Below are 25319 nucleotides of genomic sequence, written 5' to 3'. Positions count from 1 at the left end.
ACTCAAATTCCTGCAAAATGCCAGTACTCTTTCAGAGCAGAAAAGAATGATTGTATTTTTCTGGAAAAGACTTGACCTGTTTTTCAGCATTATATTTCAAAGGTACTGTAACGAGTATATAATCAGCCTATTTTGCGGCATTAAAAAGGTTCATGAATGAATAGTTCACTTCGGGATATAGCAAACCTGGTTCAAGGGGTAATAATAGGCGACGATTCAATAACCATTTCGTCATTAGCGCCTATTGATGATATTGTCTTTGGATCTTTGGTTTTAGCCGAAGGTGATGAAAACATTAAAGCTGCAGAAGCATCTGATGCAGCCGCAATTTTAGTTAATGGCTCAATCACCCAATCGACAAAACCACTCATTCAGGTAGCCCATCCTTTTAAAGCCTTTATCAAGTTACTTAATCATTTTAATCCCCCGAAAAAAAGGGACAGCGGCATACATCCAACCGCCGTCATTGGTGAAGGAGTAATCCTCGGAGAAGAGGTTTTTATAGGGCCTTATGTAGTCATTGAATCAGGGAGTACCATTGGTAATCACAGCATCCTTAAAAGCCATATCCATATTGGCCATGATGTGACTGTAGGTGAACACAGTACCATTCACTCTCATGTCACCGTTTATGACAATTGCCAGATTGGTTCCAGAGTAACTATTCATGCATCAACGGTTATTGGCTCTGATGGCTTTGGCTACAAGTTTGTCGATGGGCAACATCTTAAATTCCCCCATCTGGGACATGTCGTTATCGAAAATGATGTGGAAATTGGCGCCAATACAGCGGTAGATCGCGCAACGCTTGGCGCAACCCTTATTGGTGAGGGTACAAAAATTGACAATCTGGTCCAAGTGGCGCATTCAGTCAAATTAGGCAAGCATAATATTCTCTGTGGATTCACTGGTATTGCCGGCAGTACCGTCACTGGCAATCACGTGATATTCGCCGCCAATGTTGGGGTAAGCGACCACGTCCGTATTGATGATGGCGTGATCTTGGGTGCCCGTACAGGCGTACCACCTAACAAACATTTGAAAGAAGGCACTGTCTATCTGGGTAATCCTGCACGACCGAAAGATCTGGCCATAAAACATGAGTTATCAGTCAATCGTATTCCTCTGATGCGTAAAAATATTAAGACCTTGACCGAGCAGGTTGCGTTACTGAACAAGCGCATCACCAGTCAAGAGGTAGAATAATTATGCAGGCACCGCTGATTTTAATTGATGGCTCTTCTTATTTTTTTCGTGCTTTTCATGCCCTGCCCCCTTTGACTAACTCCAAAGGCCAAGCCACCGGCGCAGTGTATGGCGTGGCAAACATGATCAAAAAATTAATTAAGGATTATCAGCCCGAAGAAATTGCCGTAGTTTTTGATGCCAAAGGGAAAACTTTCAGAGATGAATGGTACCCGGAATATAAGGCCAACAGGCCGCCAATGCCTCAGGAATTGAGTTCGCAATTTCAACCATTAATGGAACTGCTGCAGGCTATGGGTTTGCCTTTGCTGATTATAGAAGGCGTGGAAGCCGATGATGTCATTGGTACTTTAGCCAGACAGGCAACCGAGCAAGGAATTCCAGTCGTCATATCCACAGGTGATAAGGATATGGCACAATTGGTTAATGAGCATATTTCGCTGGTTAATACCATGAGTAATTACAGCATGGACATTAATGGCGTTAAAGAAAAATTCGGGATAGCCCCAGAACAGATTATCGACTATCTGACCTTGATTGGAGACAGTGTAGATAATGTACCAGGGGTAACCAAATGTGGTCCCAAAACTGCGGTCAAATGGTTGTCCGAATATCAGTCGCTCGATAACTTAATTCAAAATGCCCATAATATCACCGGAAAAATCGGGGAATATCTGCGTGCCAGCATCCCCCAACTCCCTTTATCAAAAAAATTGGTTACCATTAAAACCGATGTCGATTTGCCTCTAAATATTAACGAACTAAAACCCAGGGCTTCCGATAACGAGCGACTGCTCACATTAGTCCGTGACCTGGAGTTTAAAAACTGGCTGAAGGAATTATTGGGGCAGGAAGAAAATAAAGCCACTGGAGTCGAACAGTCAGCAACTGCAGCATCGCCCTATGAAATGGTCACCACATTACCACAATTGAACCATTGGCTTAACCGCCTGGAACAGTGCAGGCAGTTTTGTGTTGACACAGAAACCACTGATCTTGATGTGATGAATGCTGAAATTGTAGGAATTTCGCTGGCCATCGAAGAAGGCCATGCTGTTTATATACCTCTGACTCATACTGATGGCAGTCCCCAGTTGAATCGTGAAGAGGTGCTGACCGCATTAAAACCAGTTTTAGAGAATCCAGACATCGGTAAAATAGGCCAAAATATTAAATACGATTACGGAGTATTCAAGAATCATGGCATCAGCTTAAAAGGTATAGCCTATGACACTATGCTGGAATCTTATGTTCTTAATAGTGGGGCAGGCCGACATGATATGGACAGCCTGGCCTTGAAATATCTGGGCCATAAAACCATCAGTTTTGAGGACGTTGCAGGCAAAGGAGCCAAACAACTTCGTTTTGATCAGGTTCCTGTAGAGAAAGCAGGCGTTTATGCAGCTGAAGATGCTGACGTTACCTTACAGTTGCATCATAAGCTGTCTCCGATGATGGATGAATCCTTACGCCAGGTTTTTCACGACATTGAAATGCCCTTGATTACTGTTCTGGCGGATATGGAACGACAGGGTGTACTTATCGATCAAAATACTTTAGAACTGCATGGAGCGCGTTTGAAAGAGCGTATTGTGGCTCTTGAAGAAGAAGCGCTGCAACTGGCAGGCAGACCCTTTAATCTCAACTCACCAAAACAATTACAGGAAATTCTGTTTGATGAACAAAAACTTCCTGTCATTGCCAAGACGCCAACAGGACAACCGTCTACAGCGGAATCGGTTTTGCAGGAGCTTGCTTTTGATTACAGGTTAGCCGCGGTTATTCTGGAATACCGGGGATTGAGCAAACTGGTTTCGACTTATATTGATGCCTTACCCAAGAAGATTAACTCAAGGACACAACGGGTTCATACTTCTTATAATCAGGCGGTAGCGGCTACAGGGCGTCTGTCGTCCAGTGAGCCCAATTTACAGAATATTCCTATACGCAATGAGGAAGGAAGGCTTATCCGTACAGCATTCATTGCTCCTCCGGGATACGTCCTACTGGCAGCAGACTATTCGCAAATCGAATTACGTATCATGGCTCATTTATCGCAGGATGAGAATTTATTAAAAGCCTTTGCCAATGGCTGGGATATTCACGCGGCCACTGCCAGTGAAATCTTTCAAACACCGCTTGATGACGTCACCCATGAACAACGGCGCAGGGCTAAAGCAGTCAATTTCGGTTTAATTTATGGCATGTCAGCCTTTGGCCTGGCAAAACAGATTGGTGTAGATCGGCATGATGCGCAGCATTATATTGATACCTATTTCCATCGTTACCCTAAAGTGCTTGAATACATGGAACGAACGCGTAAGCAGGCTCATGAGCAGGGTTATGTTGAAACGTTGTTTGGCAGAAGATTGTATTTACCGGAAATTAATGCCCGTAATATCATGCGCCAAAAGGCTGCTGAAAGGACTGCTATTAATGCCCCTATGCAAGGTACAGCAGCGGACATCATTAAAAAAACCATGTTAGCCATTGCTGCCTGGCAAAATTCGCAAACCAACCCTCCTGCGCGAATGATCATGCAGGTTCACGATGAATTGGTCTTTGAAGTTAAGAAAGAAGAATTGGAAGCCTGCACACGCATTATTCACAATCTGATGGAGCAAACCGTACATTTATCGGTACCCCTGGTTGTTTCGATAGGAACAGGTGATAACTGGGATGCCGCGCATTAATCGTGGTTTATCTTGCAGCCGGGATCGAAGTGGCAATGAACTTTATAAGTAATTCCAGTGCGAAAGTGTGGAAGTGTGGAAGTTCAGAGCAAGAAACCCCTTGACCCCGCTTGCCTTTTAGGGAAACCTGCATCCATGCGGTCGATGTGCGCGTCCCTGCGCACAACGCCCTAAAAGGCAAGCGGGGTCAAGGGGTTTCCGAGAGATTGTGCCAAAGTTGCAGCACACTAAAAATCGAGCCGTAACCGTACGTAAGAAGCTCGAATTAGATCTGTGTTATCACAATGTTATCACAGTCCTACGTCGTCCTGAGCGCGTCTTTTTGCGCGAAGGATCTCCTGAAATCGGCATGGTATACTTGGAGATCCTTCGCGCAAAAAGACACGCTCAGGACGACGTGGATCGGGGAAGGGGCTACAGACCTTGAATCCTGGCAAGGTTTGTAGCTGGGGCATGGATTGGGTTGTGGTGACCTAATCATTTGACGGTAATGATACCCGGATGAGTTTTGAAAAATCGGGGCTTTGATCCGCGGCTTCGGCGGCGGCATTAATCAAAGATCGGCGGCGTAATTCGTCAAAGGTCAAGTCAGTATCTAACCATCCATGCGAATAAAGATAACCATCAATCAGGCCATTTAAATAATGGCGGATATTCATGCGTCCTTCACGCCCTGCTTTATTAGCATAACGAATAATATTCACGGTACAGCTATTACTTAACAAATTATAAAACTCGGCCTTATCAGCAAGCTCATTAATTCGGTTCAGATACACCATGAAGAGGTTACGTGCATTTTCTCTGGTAATATTTAAATGATAAAGATAAACCTGTTCACCACGATAATTAGTGCGCACCCGCACCAGGTCTCGTTCATCACCAACCACGTAAATCAGTTCAAACTGCTTAAACATGGATGCAACGGGAGCAAATGATTCGCCTACTTCAGGTCTGGTTTCAATAGAAATACTCACGGGAGGAGCATTGTCAAAAATGAAACTTACAAAAGTATGGCCAACTGGTCCCTGCATAAAATAGGAAATATAAAAATCCACTCCTGTTAAATGCGCAAGGGAGACTTCGCGTTCTTCATAACGAGGGGTAAAATCATTACGGCTGCGGTACTCAAAATTGCGAAATCCGGTAAAACGTACGGTATCCCCATTGATAATCGCTCTGGGCATAACAGCAACTTCAGGCCGCCATTCACGATCGTGAGAGGGTAAAATCGTGCTCCACCAGATGAGAATCCCAATAAATAAGATGAAAAACACGATCACGCCGCGTGGCTTTTTTGTAATCCAAAATGCCCAGACACCAAAGAGAGCAAAAGAAATACCCATGATGATGCGTGTAGAAACCCAAGGTAAATTCGAATAATAAAGAGCAAGACTCGACCAGGAGATGATGGCCAACTGGCAGACAACACGAATAAAGGCCAAAAGCCAGTAAAAGGGCTTCCAGTACCAGGCAATCGCTTGTTCAGACGGAGTTGATTCCGCAGGAGTCATAGATAAATGAACCTTTTTTCAGATGAGGTCATGATAAACATTAGACGCTATTGGCACGCTTTACAAGACTGTCGTTTAAAATGACGACAACAAAATACACGCTGGTTGCAGCCAGGAAATGTTTTAAAGTATGTCCGCTCAGTACATGGCCTAAGTTGTAGATGGGTCTATCAAAATACTCAGCCATTTTAGCCAGACCATAAAAAAGGAACATCCATAAATAACGGTTTAACGGTGGGTAGGGTTTAGGAAAAAGAAGCAACACGAACATGATGACAAACATGGAATAAAACTGGGTGATGGCGTAAAGCCTTATGTCCCCCTGCCCTGTCAGCTCAGTGTGATGCCAATACAACACGGAACAGATACCGAAAGCAATCAGTGGAATCAATAGCCAAAAGCCCAAATTTAAATTAACTCTCTCCATTATCGTTAAAGACAGCAGGGACATGAACACTACAGTCATGGGAATTCTATCCCATACCAAAGTGTTATTATCTGGAGCCCAATGGTAATAAGAGGATCCCAAACCTATAAAAAAGGCACCAAGGAACAGGATGAAAAAAACAATGCGTTCCTTTTTATTTAAATAGTCCGCCTGTTTTTTTAATGAAATAAACCCGAGTATGCTTATCAGAATAAAAGGCAGATTCGATATGACATTCCAGAAATTTGGAATTCCCCAAAAGGTTCGGGTATCAGCAAAATGATGGTAGTCAGGCCATTGTGGGATTCTTGGTGTAAATAAGACAATAAGAGTAAGGGAGAAGACAATTAAAGCGATGAACAGCATACGGGCATATGCTGGATTATGAGTAATCGCACGATAAAGAGTCCCTGATCGCATTTGTTCTCCTGTGCCTGACCGAGTCGCGACCGTAAGGAAGCGGAATTTTTGAAATGGTGAATGAATAGATTTATAAAAGATAACAGATCATTGTTGTGCAATCTACGGCGCTCCAGAGACCACGTCATCCTGAGTGCGTATTTCGATCCCGCATTACGTTTCGCTAATACGGGCTACGATTCATTGGCAATAACTGATTCTGGAAGGCGTGAGGAATGCGGCACTTTGCCCACCCATGAACTCACCAAAATAATAAGCCCAGGTTTTGCAGATGCGCTCCAGGCTGATTACTTTAGTCCAGCAATTGTATTCATTATAAAGACGGTCATAATGTTTAAAAACAAGAGCAAAAGCATCGCGCATGGATTCTGAATCAGACCAGGCAATGATGGGAAGATGAGGATTTTTTTGCAGGATAATATGCGCCAACTCAGGGCCATTGCAATACGCACTATCGGATACAGCCCCCAGATCACCATCAATAACTACCATATCAAAAGAAGTGTTATTAATATGAGTCATTGCGGCCTGACTGTTATTGGCTATAGTCACCCCAATGGATGCGACCACTGATTCTAATAAACGGCGTAAACAAAAGGCATTAAAAGCATTGTCTTCGACAATTAATACACGCATCACTGCTCCCTATTTCTCTGGCCATGAGTATAAAGGGTAAACCTTAAGAAAAACTTAAGAATTAAATGTTGAACGATAAAGAAATAAACAGATAAGTGTTTGAATAAGAGAAGCCTTCCCTGGCTTGTAAGAAACTATTAACAACCGTATCCATAATCATAGTCATAGTCTTGAGATTCATCACCACAAATGGCATCCGCAACTGTAGCAAGGCTGCGTGTTACTATGCTGATGCAATTAGCAGGAATAGATACTACTGCAGCTAATAATGCAACTAAGGCAATAGCAGCTGAAACTGCAGCCGTAAGGATAGACAGCGCGGATAATGCCAGTCCGGTAACAACCCCGTCTTCAGAACCACCAAGAGCGGAAATACCTGCAACGCCGGCAAAAAAGGCACTTGCAGCCACTGCTGTCAAGGAAAGTGCAGATGCTGCGGCAAAAGCGATGCTGTCTACAATTGGTTCAACAACTGGTGAAACCAGAGTAGAAGCAAAATCACTTACAGAACGATAGGGAGTAAAAAAGCCTGTTCTGTAATTCAAATATTCATTAACACCATCTTCCAATTCTTGTATCAGATTATCAAACGCTGTATCTAGATCATTATCATTATCATTAAAAGCACCTGGCATAGGCATAGTATGTTCCTCAACATTAAAAAGAATGCCATTATACAATAAATGAACACAAAATATCAATAATGATCAACAAGGTTTTTTTTATTCTTTTTGTGGGTTAAATATCCAAGTCATGAGCCAATAAACGCCTGTTCGCGCGAAAATAGCTAATCGGTGAATGTTCCAGAAAATCTGCCAGTTTTTCCATATAAATACAGGCAAAGCGATCTACCTGATAGGCAAAATAGCTTTCTTCTGCTCCTGCACGGAAAACACGCTCCCATTTAGGATTATAAAAGGTACTTTGCTCTTGCAGCAATTTGGTGATTTGTAAATCCAGTTCAGAGATTTGTGCTTGCAGATCATGAATTTGCGTGGCGTATTGATCGGACTCTTCATCAATGCTTTGAGTGCAAAAAGTAATGTATTGTTGCTCCAGAGCCTTTTTCCGCTCCATGGTTTCAACAATTTTTTTCTCTATAGGTAATGCCCTAATTTGTGCTGCAATTTCTTGTCCAAGCTCATCAACAACCAGGGCAGTGCGCCAGTTACAGTCTTTTTTCAATCGTAAAATATCGCCGTAAATATGATCGCCAATATAAAGAATTTCATCACCAGCAATGGCCAAATCCTCAGTAAATTTCTTGGCATTTCCCCCTTGATAGACTCCGGGAGTGATAGGCCCCAAAACATTGGTCATCGTCCCTTTTTCAGGATCTACAGCTAAAAAGCGTAAATTATCATAAAAAAAGCGGGGTTTATTCGCCAGAGTAATGACGAATTCAAATAAATCGCCCCAGGTTTCACCAGCATTTAAAAAAGGACTAATAGCATAATCCAGTAATAATTTGGTGTAGGTGTATTCAGAATTGGTGAGAATAAAAATTTTCTTGCCGTGGCGAATAAAATGTTTTAATCCTTCCACCACTTCCTTTTCTTTGATCACGTATTTTTTTAAATCTTTACTGATGATCTCTTTCAGGCTGCCGTCTGAATGTACTTTATCCACACAATACTGAACGTCCAGCGCTATGTTGTGATAATTAGGCATATCATCTGGACGGGCATCTTTTAAATCAATTAATTGACCATAGAGAACGCAAAAGGCAATGGAGAATGAAGTATCTATGGCCATATAATTCGGATCACCCAAATCCACATAGATACTGCGGTAGATTTTTTTCTGTTCACTAAAACTGATAGGCTGAGTACCGTGATAACTTTGCCTGATGGCGCCATAGCGGCTCAGTTTCAAAATATTGCCGTTTTTGCTGTCTATGACCAAACCACGGATGGCATCATGAAAGTTAAATTCAAGATCTTTAATTTCTTCGGGATAATGTTTGATATCTACCAGTTTTTCTTTGATTAACTGATACACCAAAGATTCGAAATTCTCTGCATTATATCGAATTAAAGTATGATCCATATCCAGACCTATCATCTTGATTTTTTTCATATTGATAATTCGATTTACAAAAACTTTATGTGTACTCATCGTATTCCAATCCTGGTTTCTGACAATTCTTATTTAATTTCTTTAACGCCGTCTTGCCCTGCGACCAATATTTTGTCAGCAATACGATGGGCAAATACACCATTTTCCACGACACCGGGAATCAGATTGATACTGTCTTCCAGAGGTATGGAACTGGTCATTTCCAGGTTAAATACATCGAGAATAATATTGCCGTTGTCGGTAATAAATCCTTCCCTGTATTCAGGATCACCACCTAATTTGACCAATTGCCTGGCAACAAAACTCCGAGCCATTGGAATCACCTCCACAGCAACAGGAAAAGCACCTAAATGAGTGACTAACTTCGATTCATCCACTATGCAGATGAACTGTTGTGCCACATTTGCTACAATTTTTTCACGGGTCAAGGCGCCGCCACCGCCTTTAATCATGGCGCCGCGGGAAGTGACTTCATCGGCTCCATCAATGTAAATGGGCAAATCGGATACTGAATTTAAATCAAGTATGGGGATTCCCTCTGCACGCAACAAGGCTTCTGTCGCCTTTGAACTTGCAACGCAGACGTCAATTTTATGTTTTATAGTGGCCAGTTCTTTTATAAAAAAATTTACGGTGGATCCCGTACCTACGCCTACAACCATATCGTCTTCTACATAGGCCAGGGCGGCTTTTGCAGCTTTAATTTTTAATTCACTCATGGCTTACCCTTTTTGTCTTTGCCGTATGACTTCATACAATGAAACACCCGTGGCCACTGAAACATTCAAACTGTCTACAGTGCCTGCCATAGGTAGAGAAAACAATCCATCGCAGTGTTCACGCGTCAAACGCCTTAAACCCTCTCCTTCTGCGCCCATGGCAATAGCAACGGTTCCTGAGCAATCGATTTGATAAAGCGTGCCATCTGCTTCTCCTGCTGCCCCATAAATCCAGACGCCCTGCTCTTTTAAAATCTCCATGGCCCTGACTAAATTGGTAACCCGTACTAAAGGGACAGACTCTGCGGCACCACAAGCAACTTTGCTGACAACAGGGGTAATACTGGCACTTTTGTCTTTGGGAATCATTACAAAATCGACACCGGTTGCATCTGCGGTTCTCAGACAGGCACCCAGATTATGTGGATCGGTAACTCCATCGAGAATAAGAATGAGGCCTGGTTTTTTACAGGATTCTAATAATGAAATTAAATCAGACTCACCATAATCAGGTAATGGTTTTGCAACAGCAACCACGCCCTGATGGGTAAAATCGGCAAAGCGCTGATTCATTTTTTGGGCGCTAAGTTTTTCAACGCTTAGCTGTGCTTTCTCTGCCTTATCCAGTACTTCTTGCAGTCTTTTATCTATTCTGTCTTGACTTACAAAGAGCTTATTTATAACTCTATGGGGATTGTCCAATAAAGCCGATACTGCATGCACCCCATATACAAACTGCTCACTCATTGCTAACTTCTTCCTCTGCAGGCTCAAAATCTATTTTACGCTCATCGAGATCAACTCGCGCCACCAAAACCGTCATTTTATCACCTAAACGATATACCTGTCCGCCACGAGTACCAATTAAACGATGTTTCACTGAATCAAAAGTATAATAGTCATTCTTCAAAGACGTGACATGCACTAAACCTTCAACATAGATTTCATCCAGTTCAACAAAAATACCAAAACTGGTTACAGCAGAAATACGTCCTTTAAAGACTTGTCCCAATTTGTCCTGCATGTATTCGCATTTCAGCCAGGTAACTACTTCGCGGGTGGCTTCATCGGCGCGTCGCTCGGTCATGGAAGAATGTTTACCCAGACGATTCATGTCATCATGAGAATAACTGAATTCATAAACCGGATGATTATCCAGTAAATGGCCTATGGCACGATGAATTAACAAATCAGGATAACGTCTGATAGGCGAAGTAAAATGAGTATACGCTGAATAAGCCAGGCCAAAATGCCCTTCATTGGCTTCCACGTATTGAGCTTGTTTTAAAGAACGAAGCATTACTGTTTCAATGAGATGCTTTTCAGGTCGGTCGCCAATGACGCTCATAGTGCGCTGAAAATCTTTGGGAGTTGGCTTTTTGCCACCACCTAGCTGCAAGCCTAATTCACCTAAAAACTGTCTGAGCGCAGTAATTTTATCCTCTTCGGGAGCAGCATGTACCCGATATAAAGTAGGAATTTCTGCTTTTTCCAGAAACTTTGCAGTGGCCACGTTTGCTGCCAGCATGCATTCTTCAATTAACTTATGTGCGTCGTTGCGAATGACCGGCACTATGCATTGGATTTTTTTATGTTCATCAAACTCAATGCGCGTTTCAGTCGTTTCAAAATCCATAGCGCCGCGCGCTTTGCGAGTCGTTAACAAAACATGGTACAGCTCGTAGAGGTCTTGCAGCACAGGCCATAATGGTTGATGTTTTTCATCCGTTTTACCCTCTCCAAGCCAGGTGCCAACCTGAGTATAAGTCAAGCGGGCATTGGAATGGATCACTGCACGATAAAATCGTGAACGCGATATTTTACCGTCATTGCTAATGGACATTTCTGCAACCATGCACAAACGATCCACGTGCGGATTTAAAGAGCATAAACCATTGGACAAAGCTTCGGGCAGCATGGGCACAACTTTTCCGGGGAAATACACTGAATTACCACGTCGAGAAGCCTCTTTATCCAAAGCTGAATCTTGTGCCACATAATTGCTGACATCCGCGATGGCAACATACAATTGAAAACCGCCTTTGGGCTTTTTATAGCAATAAACCGCATCATCAAAATCTTTGGCATCTTCGCCATCAATGGTCACGAAAGGAAGTTTGCGCAGATCAGTACGGCCTTTTAATTGCTCTTCAGTGACTTGTTGGGGAATTTTGGCTACTTCTGCCAATACATCATCTGGCCATTCAAAGGGTATGCCGTGAGCATGTATAGCCACCTGAATTTCCATGCCAGGAGCCATGTGATCGCCTAATATATGGATCACTTTTCCTATAGCCTGGGTCCGTTTATTGGGATAGGCGATGAGCTCTACCAAAACCATTTGTCCGTTTTTAGCGCCACCAGAAAGCTCTTGAGGAATAGAAATATCCTGAGTCAGGCGTTTACTGTCTGGCAAAACAAAATTGACCCCATGGTCAGTAAAGAAACGACCGACAACGGAAGCATTGGCATGTTCCAGAACTTCATGAATTTTACCTTCCGGTCTACCGCGCCGGTCAACACCCGCCTGGTAGGCAAGAACCACATCCCCATGCATGACCGCCCGCATCTCTTTGGCGGAAAGAACCATGTCTTCCCCGCCTTCATCGGGAACAAAAAAACCAAAACCATCGGGATGCCCCTGGACGGTACCTCGACGTAAATTAATTTTTTGCAACAGGCAGAAACGCCCGCGCCTGTCTTGCATGATTTGTCCATCGCGCAGCATGGCCTTCAGCCTGAAGCCGAGTGCCTCTTGTTTGCTTTCTTCGTTCAGATGCAATTTGTCAAACAATTGATTGCGTGACATGGGTCTGCCGTATTCATCAAGAATTTCCATGATGAACTCACGACTGGGAATAGGATCTGCGTATTTTTCACTTTCGCGTTTAAAAAAAGGATCTTTAGATTTTTTGCTCACCGTTCACCACGTGTATGTATTTATTTATAGGTTATGTTTAAGCATTACTTAAACATATTTTTCTCTGTTCTACCACTTATCTATTTAAGTAGCAAGAAAGTCAGCGGGAGACAGTAAGCATCAAACCAGGTTTACTTCGCTGTCGGGAGAACAAAACCTCGTCCACCGAGCGCTGCAGTCAATGCATCTAGAGACATATCTTCTCCTGCCCAGAAAGTACCTTCTTGCCCGGAGGGAATTTTTACCCCTTTCCATTGGCATACTGCGATAGCACCTTCACAAGGAACTTGTTGTTCATGACCTGGCCGAGACTCAATACAGGTTAATTCAAACGGAGGCTTGTCTACTGCCAGTGCCGACCAATTACCAGCCTGAATCCGGGTAGTCCATCCCGCACTTGCTCCTGGATTGGTTACTGGATGGGTAATCCATAAATCAGCAGTGGTCAGATTATGGATGAATACCAATTTACTGTTCTTCGATTTTAAAGTAACAGACTCTCCTTGCACCGTAACAGCCTGGCAACCCGCAGGTAAGGTTGACTCTGCAAACAGCATGGAAGAGCTCAGCAGTAAACAAACAGTCAGTAAGCATTTCATAATGCACTCCAAAAGTTATTTTAAGGTTATCCAGGATAAGTTACGGAATAAGCCGTTTGAGGTAGACTTTATCACTTTTTCTGATCAAACAGTAGGGGTAGGCATTATTCGAGCCTTAGCTTGACGCCAAAAGACGCGCTCAAGACGACGTGGATTCGGGAAGAAGTTGCTCCGGAATGGCACAGTGCGCACTGCCATTAAGTTAAGGAGTTCCGCCGTCCCGCGGCTTGTCCGCGGGATCCAGGAATCTCACTCCGAACTTAGATCTCTGGATACCGCGGACAAGCCGCGGTACGGTGGAGTAGCGCTTAACTTAATGGCAATGGGCACAGTGCGTAGCCCGGTCTGCTCGCAGCCGGGATCGAAGTGGCAATGAGCTAATCTCCGTATTACGGCTACACAATCTGCAATGCGCACCATGCCAAATCGGGGAGATCCTTCGCGCAAAAAGACGCGCTCAGGACGACGTGATCCAGGAATGGTCCATTTCGTAATTCGGATTTCCCTGGGTCTAAATAGCGCTTACAGATAATTCATCTGCCTTGACTCTGTTATTTTGTTTTTCGGCAGGTACATATGCAGTAGCACCAAACAGAGATTGCTTACCGTGGACAGGGAGGGTTGCAAATGACTTGCTTACACTACTGCGTTTCACCGTATCCAAAAGGTTGATTAATTGTTTTCTTTTTATTGCAAAGCCAGGATAAGTACCTGATTCACGTGCACTCTTTGCTGGAATCTTTACATCGTTCAAAGCTTTATCACGTTGAGGATTGGGTGAGTCGTCATCACAGAACTTCACTATCCGCGATCTGTTTTCTTTGGCATTAAAGCCATAGTTCCACCATCGCTTAATCAATTTGAGCAAACCAAAATAGAAACGGCCAAGTCGGGTACTTAAATCACGTTCAACTTCTGCTTCATTTGCCCCTCTTAATAATCGCTGCCGCAGTTCCATATTCTCACAATCACGGGCTAACTCGTCACATCCTTTTTTAACCAGGGCGTAGTGTTTGCATTGTCCCAGATAGATCAAAACATTTAATTCCGCCTGCGGGGATTTAACGTCCTGATTCGTCTTTTTAGCAAAATAACAGGCCATATCACTTAAGGTATTGCTGTCCAGAAGATGCGGATTTTTTATCAGAAAGGCTTCCAATACATCAAAAATAACCGCACTCACATCACGCTCGGGAAAGTCTTTTAACAATTTCGTGACCGGATAAATATAATTCATTGTATGTTGAAAGGAATTAAAATAATCGTTCAATAAATGTACTAAAGCTTTTTTTTGCCCCGAATAATTTAATAAATAAGCACAAATCATGGGCAGTTTCTTTTTATTAATTTCCCGCCAGGTCTGATGCACCAGATGCCGCCAATCCTGAACGACCTGATCTTCCCTGAATTCATTATGTAATAAGGACGGATCCTGAAACAGGGTTTTGATGCGAGATACCTCATCGACAATTTGTTCCTTGACACCCTCGGGAATCCAGAATTTAGTCACCAGACGTTCTAAAAAATTACGTCCAAATGACAAACGGGCAAGGGAAGTATTAAATTTTTTACCCGCATAAAATAAAGAGATTTGCCCAAGACGAGCGCTCCTGAAAATCAACTCCCCTAAAACACGATGCCCGATAATAAAATCATGGTCAAACGCACGCTTTTTACTTAAATGGCGGTTAACAAAACGCGTTAAATCATTTAATTCATTGCTTTGCCAATTCTGGTTTGCCGCAAACAAAACATCATGTTGTTTATCAAGAATATAAAGAAAAAATTTATATTGTGATTTTTCTTGCCAATAAGGAGTGCTATTTAAATGGCGCAAAGCATGAATGATGTGCTTTTTCTGAAAATACCCCATCACTTTATCGATTTCAGCATTATTTATCTGAGCTTCAGCTTCATTTTGTGGGGCCAATCTATTGCGATCGTTAAAAAACTCCTTTAGCACGACAGTAGCACAGGCCTCCGAATCAAGAAGTTGCCGAAGAATGGCATCACCTGTCACCATTGCGTCTGTATTCTGTTCCTTTTCATCAAAAAGTAAGGCCAGGGAATCGCTAAGCAAATGTTTTGTTTTACGCTTTTTGCCGTAATAAGCAAAATGCATCAAGCCTTCGGCAAACCAGGGTGTATCATGAAAATGCATCATATAGTCAGCAAGACATAAGGCGGAACCATGGCGATCCAGAAAATGCTGGAAATCTGATTCATATAAACCACTAAATAATAAGGCGCGCGTTTTGTCGTTATTCAGGAGTTCATGAAACAGTGCTAAAGCATTTTCTTGATGCTGAATCTTGCCCAATAAGATAAAAATGGACTCATCATTTGCATTATCTAGAAAGGAACTCAGCGTTTCTGTGGCAACTTTTTTCTCAGTCCTCTGCAGCACATCTGCAAGCCGTCGATCCAGCCATGGCTTTTGGATAGAGTCTTCACCATAAAGAACCCCAATAGAATTTTCAAAAAGGACATTGTGTAGTAATACATCAAGCCCTGCAGCAGGTAGCTGCAACTCTTTTTCAGAAAGCCCGCGGATTATCTGGGCACTGGCATTTTGAGTTGCCTCATCAACAGAGCGGAGATGGCCTGATTCGGTAAACAAACCAATGGTAGCACCATCCTTATCATATACACATTCATTAACCTGAACAGAACCTGTATGAATAAGCAGTACAAGTTCTTCATCAACAAAAGTCACAGCCTGATTCGATTCATTAAGAAAGCCAATTTTTTGTCCTGCAGAATCGAACAGATACACTCCGTTCTTGCGTGCTATTTTTTGGTCTGCATCGAATTCCGGGGAACAGAGCTTCTGCCAATACCGCAATAAATCACTACGAAAATCAGGATAAATCTGTTTGTAGTATTGATAAAGAACTGCCAAAGCTTTTTTTGCTGTCTCCGGATCCTCATCTTGTAGTAAGTCGCATTGTGTTTCCATCTGGAACATGAATGCACTGAGACTGCGTTCAATGCTGAATTTTAATAGCTTATTTTGTTTCACTATTAATTCTGAATCAGGTTCATCATGGTTCAATCCTTTCTGGGCCAGATTATGCATCTGTTCCTGTATTTCTTCTGCATAAAAATCCTGTCCCTGCAATGAAGCCAGCAAACTGGCATTTTCAAGAGGGCTCAAAGTAAAACGCAAAAGCCTGTAGCGTTCGCTTAACCGTTTTACAATCTGGGGCGTACTAGCCGCAATAAATCTTGGTGACGCGAGAAGCTGGCCTATCCATTCACCGCCCAATGACGTCTTGACCGTGCTTTTGGTTTCTGCAAGAACATCTTTTGCCAGTTCATATAAGGAAGCTGAACCAAACAAATGTAAATCGTGTCGGCCAAGGCTTTCCCTTATTATGCGTAAATAATGATCGTCAAGCAGATTAATTGAGGAACAAAATAAATCGAGTACATCACTGTAAATGTGTCTCTGCCCCATCTCCTCTGCACTTCGTTTGAGACAATATTCAATAACCAGTTTTGCACGATCCGGGCCAAGCTTCTTGATAAACTCAATTTTTGCTGTCGCATTCATTCCATGGAGTACATCATGAACTAAAGAAATAAAAGCGTCTCCCTCATCTGAGCTGTGCTGCTGCAAGTAATGCTGATACACATTGCATATGGCCAGAAGGACTTGCAAATCTACAGGACAATGGTAACTGGCAACATGCTTTTTTAATTCCAGCAATTGTTCTAAATGGTTAGAACATGGTGCAGAAAGAAAGGATAATAATTTCACAGACAAGGCTATAGATGCCTGGTTGGCAAGCGCATCAAGGCATCGGTGCATGATTCCCGAAAAATCAGGTTGGCGTAAAAACTGAATTAACTTGTTTCTGTTTACAGCCTCCAAATCGCGGCTATTGTTGACCAGAAAGGTTTCAATCAAAAGATTTAAATCACGACCTTTATTCAGACGGGCAAAAGCCTTTAACGACTGTTCATCCGCTTTATCCAAAACCCTGATGAGGTAATTAATCCCCTGCTTTTGTAATGCATCAATAATTGGCCATGCAGTCTGATAGTCGGTCAATTGCTCATTGAACTGCTCGCCCAGACCAATAAGATGTTGCACATCGCTTACTTCAGGCCATGGAGCATAATTCTGCAGTTTCTCAGCCAATTCCTCTCGCAATGGTAGTGGGAGGTAAATATAAGCAAGGGACAAGACTGATAAATGTGGAGGAAATTGAATCACTGAAACAGCATAATGTAATTGGGAGGCAGAAGAATGATGTATTTCACGGCAAAACAATTCAGTTAAATGGTTCGCCTGCTCATTAAAATGGCTTAACAACCAAATTCTTAATTCAGGAATATCTAATTGCTGTATCTGTTCTTTTATGATTTCTACAAACCGCATCATTAAAGCTCTTCCTTAAATCTTGCAAAAACGGGTAGATTGCTGCCATCACTCCCTGACTCAATATACAATTAATCTGATGATTTGAAAACGACAAAATAGGATCAAGGCACTTTCTATTGCACTCCAGGAACTGCTATGATCTTTTCTTTCAATCCAAGGATTACTAAAATGCATATCTGGGTGGATGCTGATGCCTGTCCTAAAGTCATAAAAGAGATATTGTTTCGGGCAGCAATACGCACAAAAACCCCGTTGACTCTGGTAGCAAACGCAGCGCTCGGTTATCCAGGTTCTCCTTTCATCCGCGCCGTGCAAGTGGAAAAGGGCTTTGACCGGGCAGACCATTATATAGTCAGCCAGGTGCATGCCAATGATTTGGTGATTACTGCAGATATTCCTCTCGCCGCAGAAGTGGTCGCAAAGAATGCTTTGGCGATAAATCCTCGTGGTGAACTTTATACAGAAAACAACATCAGGCAGCGATTGAATATCAGGGATATGAATGAACAATTGCGCTCAACCGGAGAACGGGTTGGCGGGCCAGCGGCGTTAAGCATTAAGGAAAAAACGGCTTTTGCTAATACTTTGGATCGTTGTTTGGCTAAAAAATAGGTTGATGAGTAGTCAAGAATTTTATTTGATTCATAGATTCGTAGCCCGTATTAGCGAAGCGTAATACGGGGAATATCAAGGTCCATGAATACTTCGATCCCGTATTACGCTTCGCTAATACGGGCTACGAAACTGTGTCTTCCTCGCAAATCCACGTTAGGACGACGTGGATCTTACGATTTGACAAAAATGTGCTTCACTCCTAGAGTTTGTTTATACTCTACATGGACATGACAGCATGAAACGCTTTGTTTTCATTATTCTTTTCCTGTGCAATTTCCTGGTTCATGGAAGTCCTGTCATTGTAGGCGTTGTTCCCTATGCACCGCCCTTTTCATCAAAGTCTGGGTCAGGTGATAATTACTTTGGATTTGCCATAGATTTAATGAGCCAGATTTGCAAACGCATTAACATGGAATGTGTTTATAAAGCGGCACCCGTAAACTCTCAACTGTCTTTACTAAACCAGGGTACCGTTGACGTAGTTTTTACTCCCCAACCCATTACCGTTTTGAGTAATAATGACTATTTGTTCAGTCTTCCCTATCTAGCCAGTGATGGCCAGTTTTTAACTTTGGATGCCAATAAAAGCATCAATAGCGCCCAGGATGTTACAGGAAAACGTATAGGGGTTTTGAAAAATACACTTTATGATTCATTATTGCGAACCAATCATGCTTCAGACAGTACCATTACCCAATATGGCGCCTTTGAGGATATGATGACCGGACTCGTTAATAAAGATGTAGATGTCATCATTATGAACTACAGTGTGGCCCATTATCTTATCAACAATAATGTAAATAGCTTCAGATTAGTGGGGAACAAAATTCCTGTCGGTGAAGGTTATGGCATTTTAGCCCTGCAAAAAAATGCTGCATTGATTAAACAAATTAATTCTGCGCTCTTGAGCCTTGAAGAAGACGGTACCTATTTAGAGATTTATAAGCAATATTTTGGTAATCAAATATGAAGGTAAAGTCGGTTGCCAGTACATCTGGTGCCGGGTTACACTATGAGCTTTGTTATTCTGCAGGATAAAAGATGCCTCACCACATTGATCCCACTCTTATTACCGAACTTCACAGCAAATGCATCGTGCAATGGAAAGCCAATGGTGTTAGCTACCAGCACACTCAATTCCAGAAACTGGTTGAAGAAAACCATGCCTTTAATTATCAACTCTGGCACGCTGAAGACAGGGCACGCCGTGATGATATGGGTTTTGAATTTGTATATAAGGCGAAACGGGAAATAGATTCGTTTAACCAGCAAAGAAACAATCGTATGGAAGCGATGGATGAGTGGATCTATAACACATTACAACCGGCCAAACCGACTGATTGCCCTGTAAACTCTGAATCACCCGGTATGATAATTGACCGGCTGTCCATCCTGTCATTAAAGTCATATCATATGGCTTTGCAGACAGAACGCCAGGATGTTAATGAAGAACACCGAAAAGCCTGTAGCCTGAAATTGGCAACCATACACCAGCAATTAGAGCAATTATCATTGTGCCTGCAGCAACTATTAGATGAGATACAACAAAAAAGGCGCACCTTCCGGGTGTACCACCAATTCAAAATGTACAATGATCCTAGCTTAAACCCTGAATTATATCGCTCGCGGGGCTAAGAGCGGTTAAATCAGGCTCACTAACCGAATGGGGTAGGGTTTCTTTACGTTTTGATTCTGTTTCGAAGAGGCCTAGAGAAGAGAGAAGAGAACTGGAGCGAGGTAGAGAATCAGGTCGGGATTTAACGGGTTGGCTTGATTCTCTGGAGCCTTCCGCTTTCACAACTACCTCGGCTGTTTGCTTCATATTGGCAGGCTGTACTTCAACCTCGTCCGCGGCCAAATCGACTTGTCCCAGCTGAGAGCGTCCGAACCCACGCGCCAAAGCCCTGAGAGCCAAAACACCACCAAAGGTTAGAGCGCTGAAGACAGACAAAATATACATAATGGGCGAGTCCTGATAATGTCCCATATCATCGAGTTCCTGTAGAGGGTTTCCAGCAAAATCAACAAATTTTTGTCCTTTTCCAAAACCGGAAAACAAAGAACGGAACACTTCAAACCATTCCTGGTAAAAAAACTGCGGAGAGGGATCAAGAGTTAAACCATCTTTAATCGATGCATGAAAAGACTCACCGTCCAGATAACAATCATAATCCCCTTCCAGAATACCTCTTCGCATCTCATCCAGATGGAGATAAGGACGCTCTTCTTCAACTTCGTCTTTATTGTTATACAAATAGGTTGTAACCACTGAGTGAATTGCAAAACCAATCATCAGCGCCAATCCTAACAGCACACAAGTCACCATAAGAGCGGGGGGAAAAGCAGTCCCCGTCAACACAAGAATTGTTCCCACCAGGAATAGCAGGCTGGCTAAAGCACTGTAAGCGTACAATCCATTCTTGATACCAAATAATACCGCTGAAAAATAACTCCTTGATGATTGATCCATCAATACTTGTCGCTTCTCTGCAAAATCCTTAATATATTGGCAGACGTCTTCTTCCAATTGCTTTATTGCCATTAAATCATGTAGTGTTTTATTCGCCTTGTCTCTTAAAAATAATAATTGTGCGTAACTGGTTTCAACCAATTTACTGAGTAAAGCAATCTCACATTTAGTCTGAGTGATTAACAGGCGTTGCTGGAAATCGTATTCTTCATAAAGACGAGTCACAATGCAGGCAACGGTGTAAATCGCACAAATGCTCGCCATTGCCATAAACACAGGATGCGAAAGAACCGCAAGCCCCAACACACCAACGTAAAGATACAAACCATCAATCAGCCCACCGGCTGCAACTGAAATATAGGCCATAACACGCGATGCGGTAGACTGGTTTTGTATCTGGCGTAAATAAGTTTTACTTTCTTCAAGCGACAAGGAGGGTAATTTTTTGATTTCCAGGAGCAGCTCTGCGTTAGCGGTCATCATCACCTTACGCGCTTCAACCATGCTGCGCAACCAAAATCGATTGGCTGCGGCAAGAACACCGAGAACCAGACCGACTGGAGCAATAAGATAGTTAAGGTTTGTCCCGCCTAACAGTGCAATCGCAACTACTGCACTACGCCATCCTTTATAAGCATTTTTCAAGCCCTTCATCACATCACGAAAATAAGGCCATGCTGCCGCAATGAATTTTTTAAAGTCGTCGTTTTTTTCACCATCATAGTGAGTTGCCAAGACAGAAAAAGTAACCAGGAAGACCGTTTCAATCGTGATACCAATGATTCCACCGGGGGTCATCATGATATCGTGCATGGTATTGGGATCATTATTTGCGAGAAACACGTCAAAGAAATATTTGAACATGCTGTAAGAGGAACTCAAGGAATCTAAGGCCGCGTAGGCATAATAAATTCCGCGGTTTTTATCAAGTTCCTGGGCCAATATTCTGCCTTGCGCGTCAATACGACCAGCAATTGCTAGAAGAAAGACCAAATCTATTGGCTTATCTTGATTCTCATCGCTCTCAGGAGGCATTGGGATACATTTGGGCCGGCAGCTAAGATTGCGCGTATTTTATGTATTATTGTTCTTGATGTCAATTAACTTTTCATCCTGATTTAAAAAAATACAAAAATAATCCGGCAACCTGCAATTCTAACACAACCAAACAGGAAAAATGGAACAATATTGCAAATTTATTTCACTAAACGCGTTGACAGACTGTGACTTAAGGCGCAAATCTGCTAGGATATTGCACTAAAATACAATCAACTCAGTATGAGGACTAGATGAGATCAAGACTTGCTCTCTTAATTTTTACGTCACTATTGACTGGATCACTTATGGCAAAAAGTTTAGCGCAAACTTATGGTTATGTTGAAAAGGCAACATTGATTGATAAAAACCTTACTTTATCAGCCAAATTGGATACAGGTGCCAAATCAGCATCATTAAACGCAACCAATATTACCGAAATTGATGTTAAAGGCATACCTTACCTGCGTTTTACCGTTCCAACCAAAGAGGGTGATTACGTTTTTGAATGCGAATACATAGGTAAAGTTAAGATTAAAGTCAGAGCCAATGAAGGCAACCCGGGAGTTGCGAGCTCCGCCCCCATTAAACGCCCCGTTGTACTGCTGAATGTTAAACTGGGCGACAAGGTTCGGGCAATTCAGGTGAATTTAACCAACCGAAAACGCTTTATCTATCCACTTTTATTGGGGAGAGATGCAATTATTGATTTTGATGGAGCAGTCGATCCTGCCCTTACTTTTACATTAAACCCAAAGAGCCTTAAGAAATAATGAAAAATAACTCGCGCCATGTTTACGGACTGATCCTTACCTTATTTCTCCTGGGGTCAGGAATTTTTTTATACAGGCATATTGTTTTAGATGTTCCTTTAACTGACACAGAAACAATAAACAGCTGGATGGTGGAATCCAATTTACGCTTTGTTGCCGATAACAATACGCCAATAAAAGCGAGCTTTAGCATCCCCTATTTACCCCCTCACTTTGCCATACTGGATGAATACTTTGTTTCCAGAAGCTATGGGGTAACTACTAATTTAAATGGTTATAACCGTGAAACAGTCTGGTCTATAAGACGCGGCCATGGGTTACAGTCACTTTATTACAGAGCCATTTTTCGCCAGACAGACGGTGATGAATCCTCACTACCCAAACCCTCAGTAATAAAATCACAACCGCTGGCTGAAAATCAGAAATCTGCTGTTGAAACCATTACCAATCAGGTCAGACAATCCTCCGCGGACATTCAAACCTTTGCTCAAAGCACGATCAAGGAATTGAATAAAAAAGATGGCAATGCCAAATTACTTGTTGGTAATGAATTTACCGATGAAAGCATTATCAATGCGACCGTCCTTTTGCTGAACCAATCCAAAATTTTTGCCATGCCGGTCAAAGGAATTTATTTAAACCAGCAGAATAAAACAGATTTCAAATCCTTTTTAGCAGTCTTTAATGGTAAAAACTGGATTTATATTAACCCCAGAACAGGTGGTGCGGGCTTGCCTAAAGATTTTCTCATCTGGCAATACGGTAATGATCCGCTCTTTGATGTGATTGGTGGCAATAAAGCCCAGTTTTCGCTTACGGTATCGCCAACGCCTATTAATGCGCTGAGTGTTGCCAAATCGAGAGGCCTGCTTTCAGACTCACAACTCTTACGCTTTTCCTTATTGCAACTTCCGGTCAATGTACAGGAAACTTATAAGATCTTGCTTACTGTACCCATTGGCGCATTTATTATTTTACTCTTGCGTAATTTTGTCGGAATAAAAACCTTTGGTACCTTTATGCCAGTATTGATTGCTTTGGCATTCAGAGAAACCCATGTGATATGGGGTATTAGCCTCTTTGTCATTATTGTGTCCTTTGGTTTGTTGGCCCGCTTTTATCTCGATCAATTGCGGCTGCTTCTGGTGCCCAGGCTTGCCGCCATTCTCACGGTAGTCATCTTGCTGATGATATTCATCAGTGTCGTCAGCCAAAATCTGGGATTGGATTCGGGATTATCGGTGGCCTTATTCCCCATGGTCATTCTGACTATGACTATAGAACGCATGTGCATTACCTGGGATGAGCGCGGCGCATCTGAAGCAATTAAATCAGGAATCGGCAGCCTGGCAGCGGCGGTCATCTCGTATTGGGCTATGAGTTATGAACCCGTTCAATATCTGGTCTTCGCCTTCCCTGAACTCTTGTTGATTCTTTTAGGCTTTATCCTGTGGTTTGGTCAATACCGTGGCTACCGCTTATTTGAATTAAAACGCTTTAAAGCATTAGCGAGTGCCATAGAATGATTAGCCTGTTTCGCCGCCTGAAAAGCCATGGGATTTTGAGTATTAACCAAAGGAATACTGATTTTGTCCTGCGTTATAATCCCAGAAAGTTATTTCCTTTGGTAGACGATAAGCTCAAGACCAAGAAACTGGCCTTAAAGGCAGGAATTGCTGTTCCGCCACTTTATGACATCATAGAGACGGAGCAACAAATTAAAAGCATTGAAGAACGTTTTGCCCCTTATAATGACTTTGTGGTGAAACCTGCTCGAGGTTCGGGGGGAGATGGAATCCTGGTATTCAAAGATAAAGTCCATGGCCGTTATCGCCAGATCAATGGCAAATTAACAACCGCTCAGGAGCTCAGCTACCATTTGTCTTGCCTGTTATCAGGTGCATACAGCCTTGGCGGCTCTTCTGATTACGCCATTATAGAAAAACGCGTAGTAGTCGATCCCGTTTTTGCTGAAGTCAGTTATGAAGGTATTCCCGACATCAGGATCATTACCTTATTAGGGTACCCGGCCATGGCCATGGTACGGCTGCCTACCCGCCTTTCCGGTGGTAAAGCCAACTTACATCAGGGTGCTATTGGTGTCGGAGTGGATCTTGCTACAGGCAAAACTCTGGGTGGTGTGTTTCAAAACGACACGATTGATTATCATCCTGATACCCTCAACTCCATAGTAGGCATTGAAGTACCTTACTGGAATCAAATCCTTGAAATTGCCTCCAGTTGTTATGATTTGACAGGATTAGGTTATCTTGGTGTGGATATTGTTCTCGATAAAGACCAAGGCCCTTTAATGCTCGAGCTCAATGCACGGCCAGGCTTAAACATTCAAATCGCCAACAGAGAAGGCGGTTTAAAGCGTTATCGCGCTATAGAATCCCGTTTTAAAGATAACCTGACCGAATCAACCGCAGATAAAGTAGCGTTTTGCCGTGAACATTTTGCGCGTTGAAGAGCGAATCACTTCTACTGCCATAAAAAGCTGTAGCCTTGATGCAGCGATAGCGCTGAGTGATCCTCTCATATTGAGTATCACTCAGAACTATGCAGGATCGCCTTTCCCTCTCCGGGGAAGGTGCCCGACAGGGCGGATGGGGGGATCAAAAAAGGAGTTTCTATCAAATAGACCATTTTGTTTTAGAGCTTTCTACCTTAAATGAGTTCTCTTTTTGATCCCCCCACCCGCCCTGTCGGGCACCCTCCCCCGGAGGTGGAGGGGCTACTTGCGCTGATCATCCTGCTTATTTGCATCTTTTTACAGGTTAAAATTATGAGAGGATCACTCAGAGCGATAGCGTAATCAAGGCT

19 protein-coding genes are annotated in these 25319 nt (G+C 42.7%); 8 read left to right on the top strand and 11 right to left on the bottom strand.

Annotated elements, in window-relative coordinates:
* The first annotated feature begins 156 nt into the window (after positions 1–156).
* Positions 157–1206, top strand: a complete 1050-nt coding sequence (lpxD, locus tag B094_RS0111175) for a UDP-3-O-(3-hydroxymyristoyl)glucosamine N-acyltransferase (protein ID WP_018577897.1) — start codon at positions 157–159, stop codon at positions 1204–1206.
* Positions 1207–1208: 2 nt separating this feature from the next.
* On the top strand, positions 1209–3899 hold the full coding sequence (gene polA / locus B094_RS0111170) for a DNA polymerase I (protein WP_018577896.1): 2691 nt from the start codon (positions 1209–1211) through the stop codon (positions 3897–3899).
* Between the two features lie 473 nt (positions 3900–4372).
* Here the strand turns inward: polA and B094_RS0111165 are convergent, their stop codons facing one another.
* The 10 genes from B094_RS0111165 to B094_RS16125 form a co-directional block, all read right to left on the bottom strand.
* Positions 4373–5410 carry an Lnb N-terminal periplasmic domain-containing protein gene (locus tag B094_RS0111165; protein ID WP_018577895.1) on the bottom strand — a complete coding sequence of 346 codons (1038 nt, stop codon included), beginning with the start codon at positions 5408–5410 and terminating at the stop codon, positions 4373–4375.
* Between the two features lie 40 nt (positions 5411–5450).
* The gene (locus tag B094_RS16130; RefSeq protein WP_018577894.1) at positions 5451–6257 is read right to left on the bottom strand and encodes a ceramidase domain-containing protein; all 807 of its coding nucleotides are present in this window, start codon (positions 6255–6257) and stop codon (positions 5451–5453) included.
* A gap of 180 nt (positions 6258–6437) precedes the next feature.
* Positions 6438–6893 (bottom strand): response regulator, encoded by a 456-nt coding sequence (locus tag B094_RS0111155; RefSeq protein ID WP_018577893.1) that lies wholly within the window; start codon positions 6891–6893, stop codon positions 6438–6440.
* A gap of 137 nt (positions 6894–7030) precedes the next feature.
* Entirely contained in the window at positions 7031–7534 is a 504-nt protein-coding gene (locus B094_RS0111150; RefSeq protein WP_018577892.1) for a hypothetical protein, read from the bottom strand.
* Between the two features lie 97 nt (positions 7535–7631).
* Positions 7632–9011 (bottom strand): HAD-IG family 5'-nucleotidase, encoded by a 1380-nt coding sequence (locus B094_RS0111145; protein ID WP_018577891.1) that lies wholly within the window; start codon positions 9009–9011, stop codon positions 7632–7634.
* 29 nt (positions 9012–9040) lie between these two features.
* Positions 9041–9691, bottom strand: a complete 651-nt coding sequence (gene rpiA, locus B094_RS0111140) for a ribose-5-phosphate isomerase RpiA (RefSeq protein ID WP_018577890.1) — start codon at positions 9689–9691, stop codon at positions 9041–9043.
* 3 nt (positions 9692–9694) lie between these two features.
* Positions 9695–10438: a 23S rRNA (guanosine(2251)-2'-O)-methyltransferase RlmB gene (rlmB, locus tag B094_RS0111135; protein ID WP_018577889.1), complete on the bottom strand. Its 744-nt coding sequence runs from the start codon at positions 10436–10438 to the stop codon at positions 9695–9697.
* Positions 10431–12611, bottom strand: coding sequence for a ribonuclease R (gene rnr / locus B094_RS0111130; RefSeq protein WP_018577888.1), 2181 nt, complete (start codon positions 12609–12611; stop codon positions 10431–10433). The genes rlmB and rnr overlap by 8 nt, the downstream gene beginning before the upstream one ends.
* 131 nt (positions 12612–12742) lie before the next feature.
* Positions 12743–13210 (bottom strand): hypothetical protein, encoded by a 468-nt coding sequence (locus tag B094_RS0111125; RefSeq protein WP_018577887.1) that lies wholly within the window; start codon positions 13208–13210, stop codon positions 12743–12745.
* A gap of 511 nt (positions 13211–13721) precedes the next feature.
* Entirely contained in the window at positions 13722–17600 is a 3879-nt protein-coding gene (locus tag B094_RS16125) for a hypothetical protein (protein ID WP_018577886.1), read from the bottom strand.
* A gap of 168 nt (positions 17601–17768) precedes the next feature.
* Here B094_RS16125 and B094_RS0111115 point away from each other — a divergent pair, with 168 nt between their 5' ends.
* The 3 genes from B094_RS0111115 (at position 17769) to B094_RS0111105 (ending at position 19850) form a co-directional block, all read left to right on the top strand.
* Complete coding sequence (locus B094_RS0111115) at positions 17769–18212, top strand: YaiI/YqxD family protein (RefSeq protein ID WP_018577885.1); 444 nt, start codon at positions 17769–17771, stop codon at positions 18210–18212.
* 238 nt (positions 18213–18450) lie between these two features.
* Positions 18451–19185 carry a transporter substrate-binding domain-containing protein gene (locus B094_RS0111110; RefSeq protein ID WP_018577884.1) on the top strand — a complete coding sequence of 245 codons (735 nt, stop codon included), beginning with the start codon at positions 18451–18453 and terminating at the stop codon, positions 19183–19185.
* A 71-nt stretch (positions 19186–19256) separates the two neighbouring features.
* On the top strand, positions 19257–19850 hold the full coding sequence (locus B094_RS0111105) for a DUF4254 domain-containing protein (RefSeq protein WP_018577883.1): 594 nt from the start codon (positions 19257–19259) through the stop codon (positions 19848–19850).
* On the opposite strand, the gene B094_RS0111100 is transcribed toward B094_RS0111105, so the two are convergent.
* Positions 19813–21720 (bottom strand): hypothetical protein, encoded by a 1908-nt coding sequence (locus B094_RS0111100; RefSeq protein WP_018577882.1) that lies wholly within the window; start codon positions 21718–21720, stop codon positions 19813–19815. The two genes, B094_RS0111105 and B094_RS0111100, sit on opposite strands and share 38 nt — an antisense overlap.
* Before the next feature lie 308 nt (positions 21721–22028).
* Between B094_RS0111100 and B094_RS0111095 the strand changes: the two genes are divergently transcribed.
* From B094_RS0111095 to B094_RS0111085, 3 genes are read left to right on the top strand one after another with little or no spacing between them, the layout of a single operon-like run.
* The gene (locus tag B094_RS0111095; protein ID WP_018577881.1) at positions 22029–22493 is read left to right on the top strand and encodes an ATP-dependent zinc protease family protein; all 465 of its coding nucleotides are present in this window, start codon (positions 22029–22031) and stop codon (positions 22491–22493) included.
* A complete protein-coding gene (locus tag B094_RS0111090; RefSeq protein WP_018577880.1) occupies positions 22493–24019 on the top strand; it encodes an inactive transglutaminase family protein in 1527 nt (508 codons plus the stop codon). Before B094_RS0111095 ends, B094_RS0111090 begins: the two co-directional genes overlap by 1 nt.
* Complete coding sequence (locus tag B094_RS0111085) at positions 24016–24963, top strand: alpha-L-glutamate ligase-like protein (protein WP_018577879.1); 948 nt, start codon at positions 24016–24018, stop codon at positions 24961–24963. Before B094_RS0111090 ends, B094_RS0111085 begins: the two co-directional genes overlap by 4 nt.
* The last annotated feature ends 356 nt before the right edge of the window (positions 24964–25319 follow it).

This window comes from Legionella shakespearei DSM 23087 (assembly GCF_000373765.1).
Lineage (GTDB): Bacteria > Pseudomonadota > Gammaproteobacteria > Legionellales > Legionellaceae > Legionella > Legionella shakespearei.
The sequence above is the reverse complement of the archived record's forward strand: the minus strand, read 5'-3'. Positions and strand labels throughout refer to the sequence as shown.

Bases quoted from the DNA above. Each gene is read 5' to 3' on its own strand.
- lpxD (WP_018577897.1), top strand. From the start codon at position 157: ATGAATAGTTCACTTCGGGATATAGCAAACCTGGTTCAAGGGGTAATA.
- polA (WP_018577896.1), top strand. From the start codon at position 1,209: ATGCAGGCACCGCTGATTTTAATTGATGGCTCTTCTTATTTTTTTCGT.
- B094_RS0111165 (WP_018577895.1), bottom strand. From the start codon at position 5,410: ATGACTCCTGCGGAATCAACTCCGTCTGAACAAGCGATTGCCTGGTAC.
- B094_RS16130 (WP_018577894.1), bottom strand. From the start codon at position 6,257: ATGCGATCAGGGACTCTTTATCGTGCGATTACTCATAATCCAGCATAT.
- B094_RS0111155 (WP_018577893.1), bottom strand. From the start codon at position 6,893: ATGCGTGTATTAATTGTCGAAGACAATGCTTTTAATGCCTTTTGTTTA.
- B094_RS0111150 (WP_018577892.1), bottom strand. From the start codon at position 7,534: ATGCCTATGCCAGGTGCTTTTAATGATAATGATAATGATCTAGATACA.
- B094_RS0111145 (WP_018577891.1), bottom strand. From the start codon at position 9,011: ATGAGTACACATAAAGTTTTTGTAAATCGAATTATCAATATGAAAAAA.
- rpiA (WP_018577890.1), bottom strand. From the start codon at position 9,691: ATGAGTGAATTAAAAATTAAAGCTGCAAAAGCCGCCCTGGCCTATGTA.
- rlmB (WP_018577889.1), bottom strand. From the start codon at position 10,438: ATGAGTGAGCAGTTTGTATATGGGGTGCATGCAGTATCGGCTTTATTG.
- B094_RS0111125 (WP_018577887.1), bottom strand. From the start codon at position 13,210: ATGAAATGCTTACTGACTGTTTGTTTACTGCTGAGCTCTTCCATGCTG.
- B094_RS16125 (WP_018577886.1), bottom strand. From the start codon at position 17,600: ATGATGCGGTTTGTAGAAATCATAAAAGAACAGATACAGCAATTAGAT.
- B094_RS0111115 (WP_018577885.1), top strand. From the start codon at position 17,769: ATGCATATCTGGGTGGATGCTGATGCCTGTCCTAAAGTCATAAAAGAG.
- B094_RS0111110 (WP_018577884.1), top strand. From the start codon at position 18,451: ATGAAACGCTTTGTTTTCATTATTCTTTTCCTGTGCAATTTCCTGGTT.
- B094_RS0111105 (WP_018577883.1), top strand. From the start codon at position 19,257: ATGCCTCACCACATTGATCCCACTCTTATTACCGAACTTCACAGCAAA.
- B094_RS0111100 (WP_018577882.1), bottom strand. From the start codon at position 21,720: ATGCCTCCTGAGAGCGATGAGAATCAAGATAAGCCAATAGATTTGGTC.
- B094_RS0111095 (WP_018577881.1), top strand. From the start codon at position 22,029: ATGGCAAAAAGTTTAGCGCAAACTTATGGTTATGTTGAAAAGGCAACA.
- B094_RS0111090 (WP_018577880.1), top strand. From the start codon at position 22,493: ATGAAAAATAACTCGCGCCATGTTTACGGACTGATCCTTACCTTATTT.
- B094_RS0111085 (WP_018577879.1), top strand. From the start codon at position 24,016: ATGATTAGCCTGTTTCGCCGCCTGAAAAGCCATGGGATTTTGAGTATT.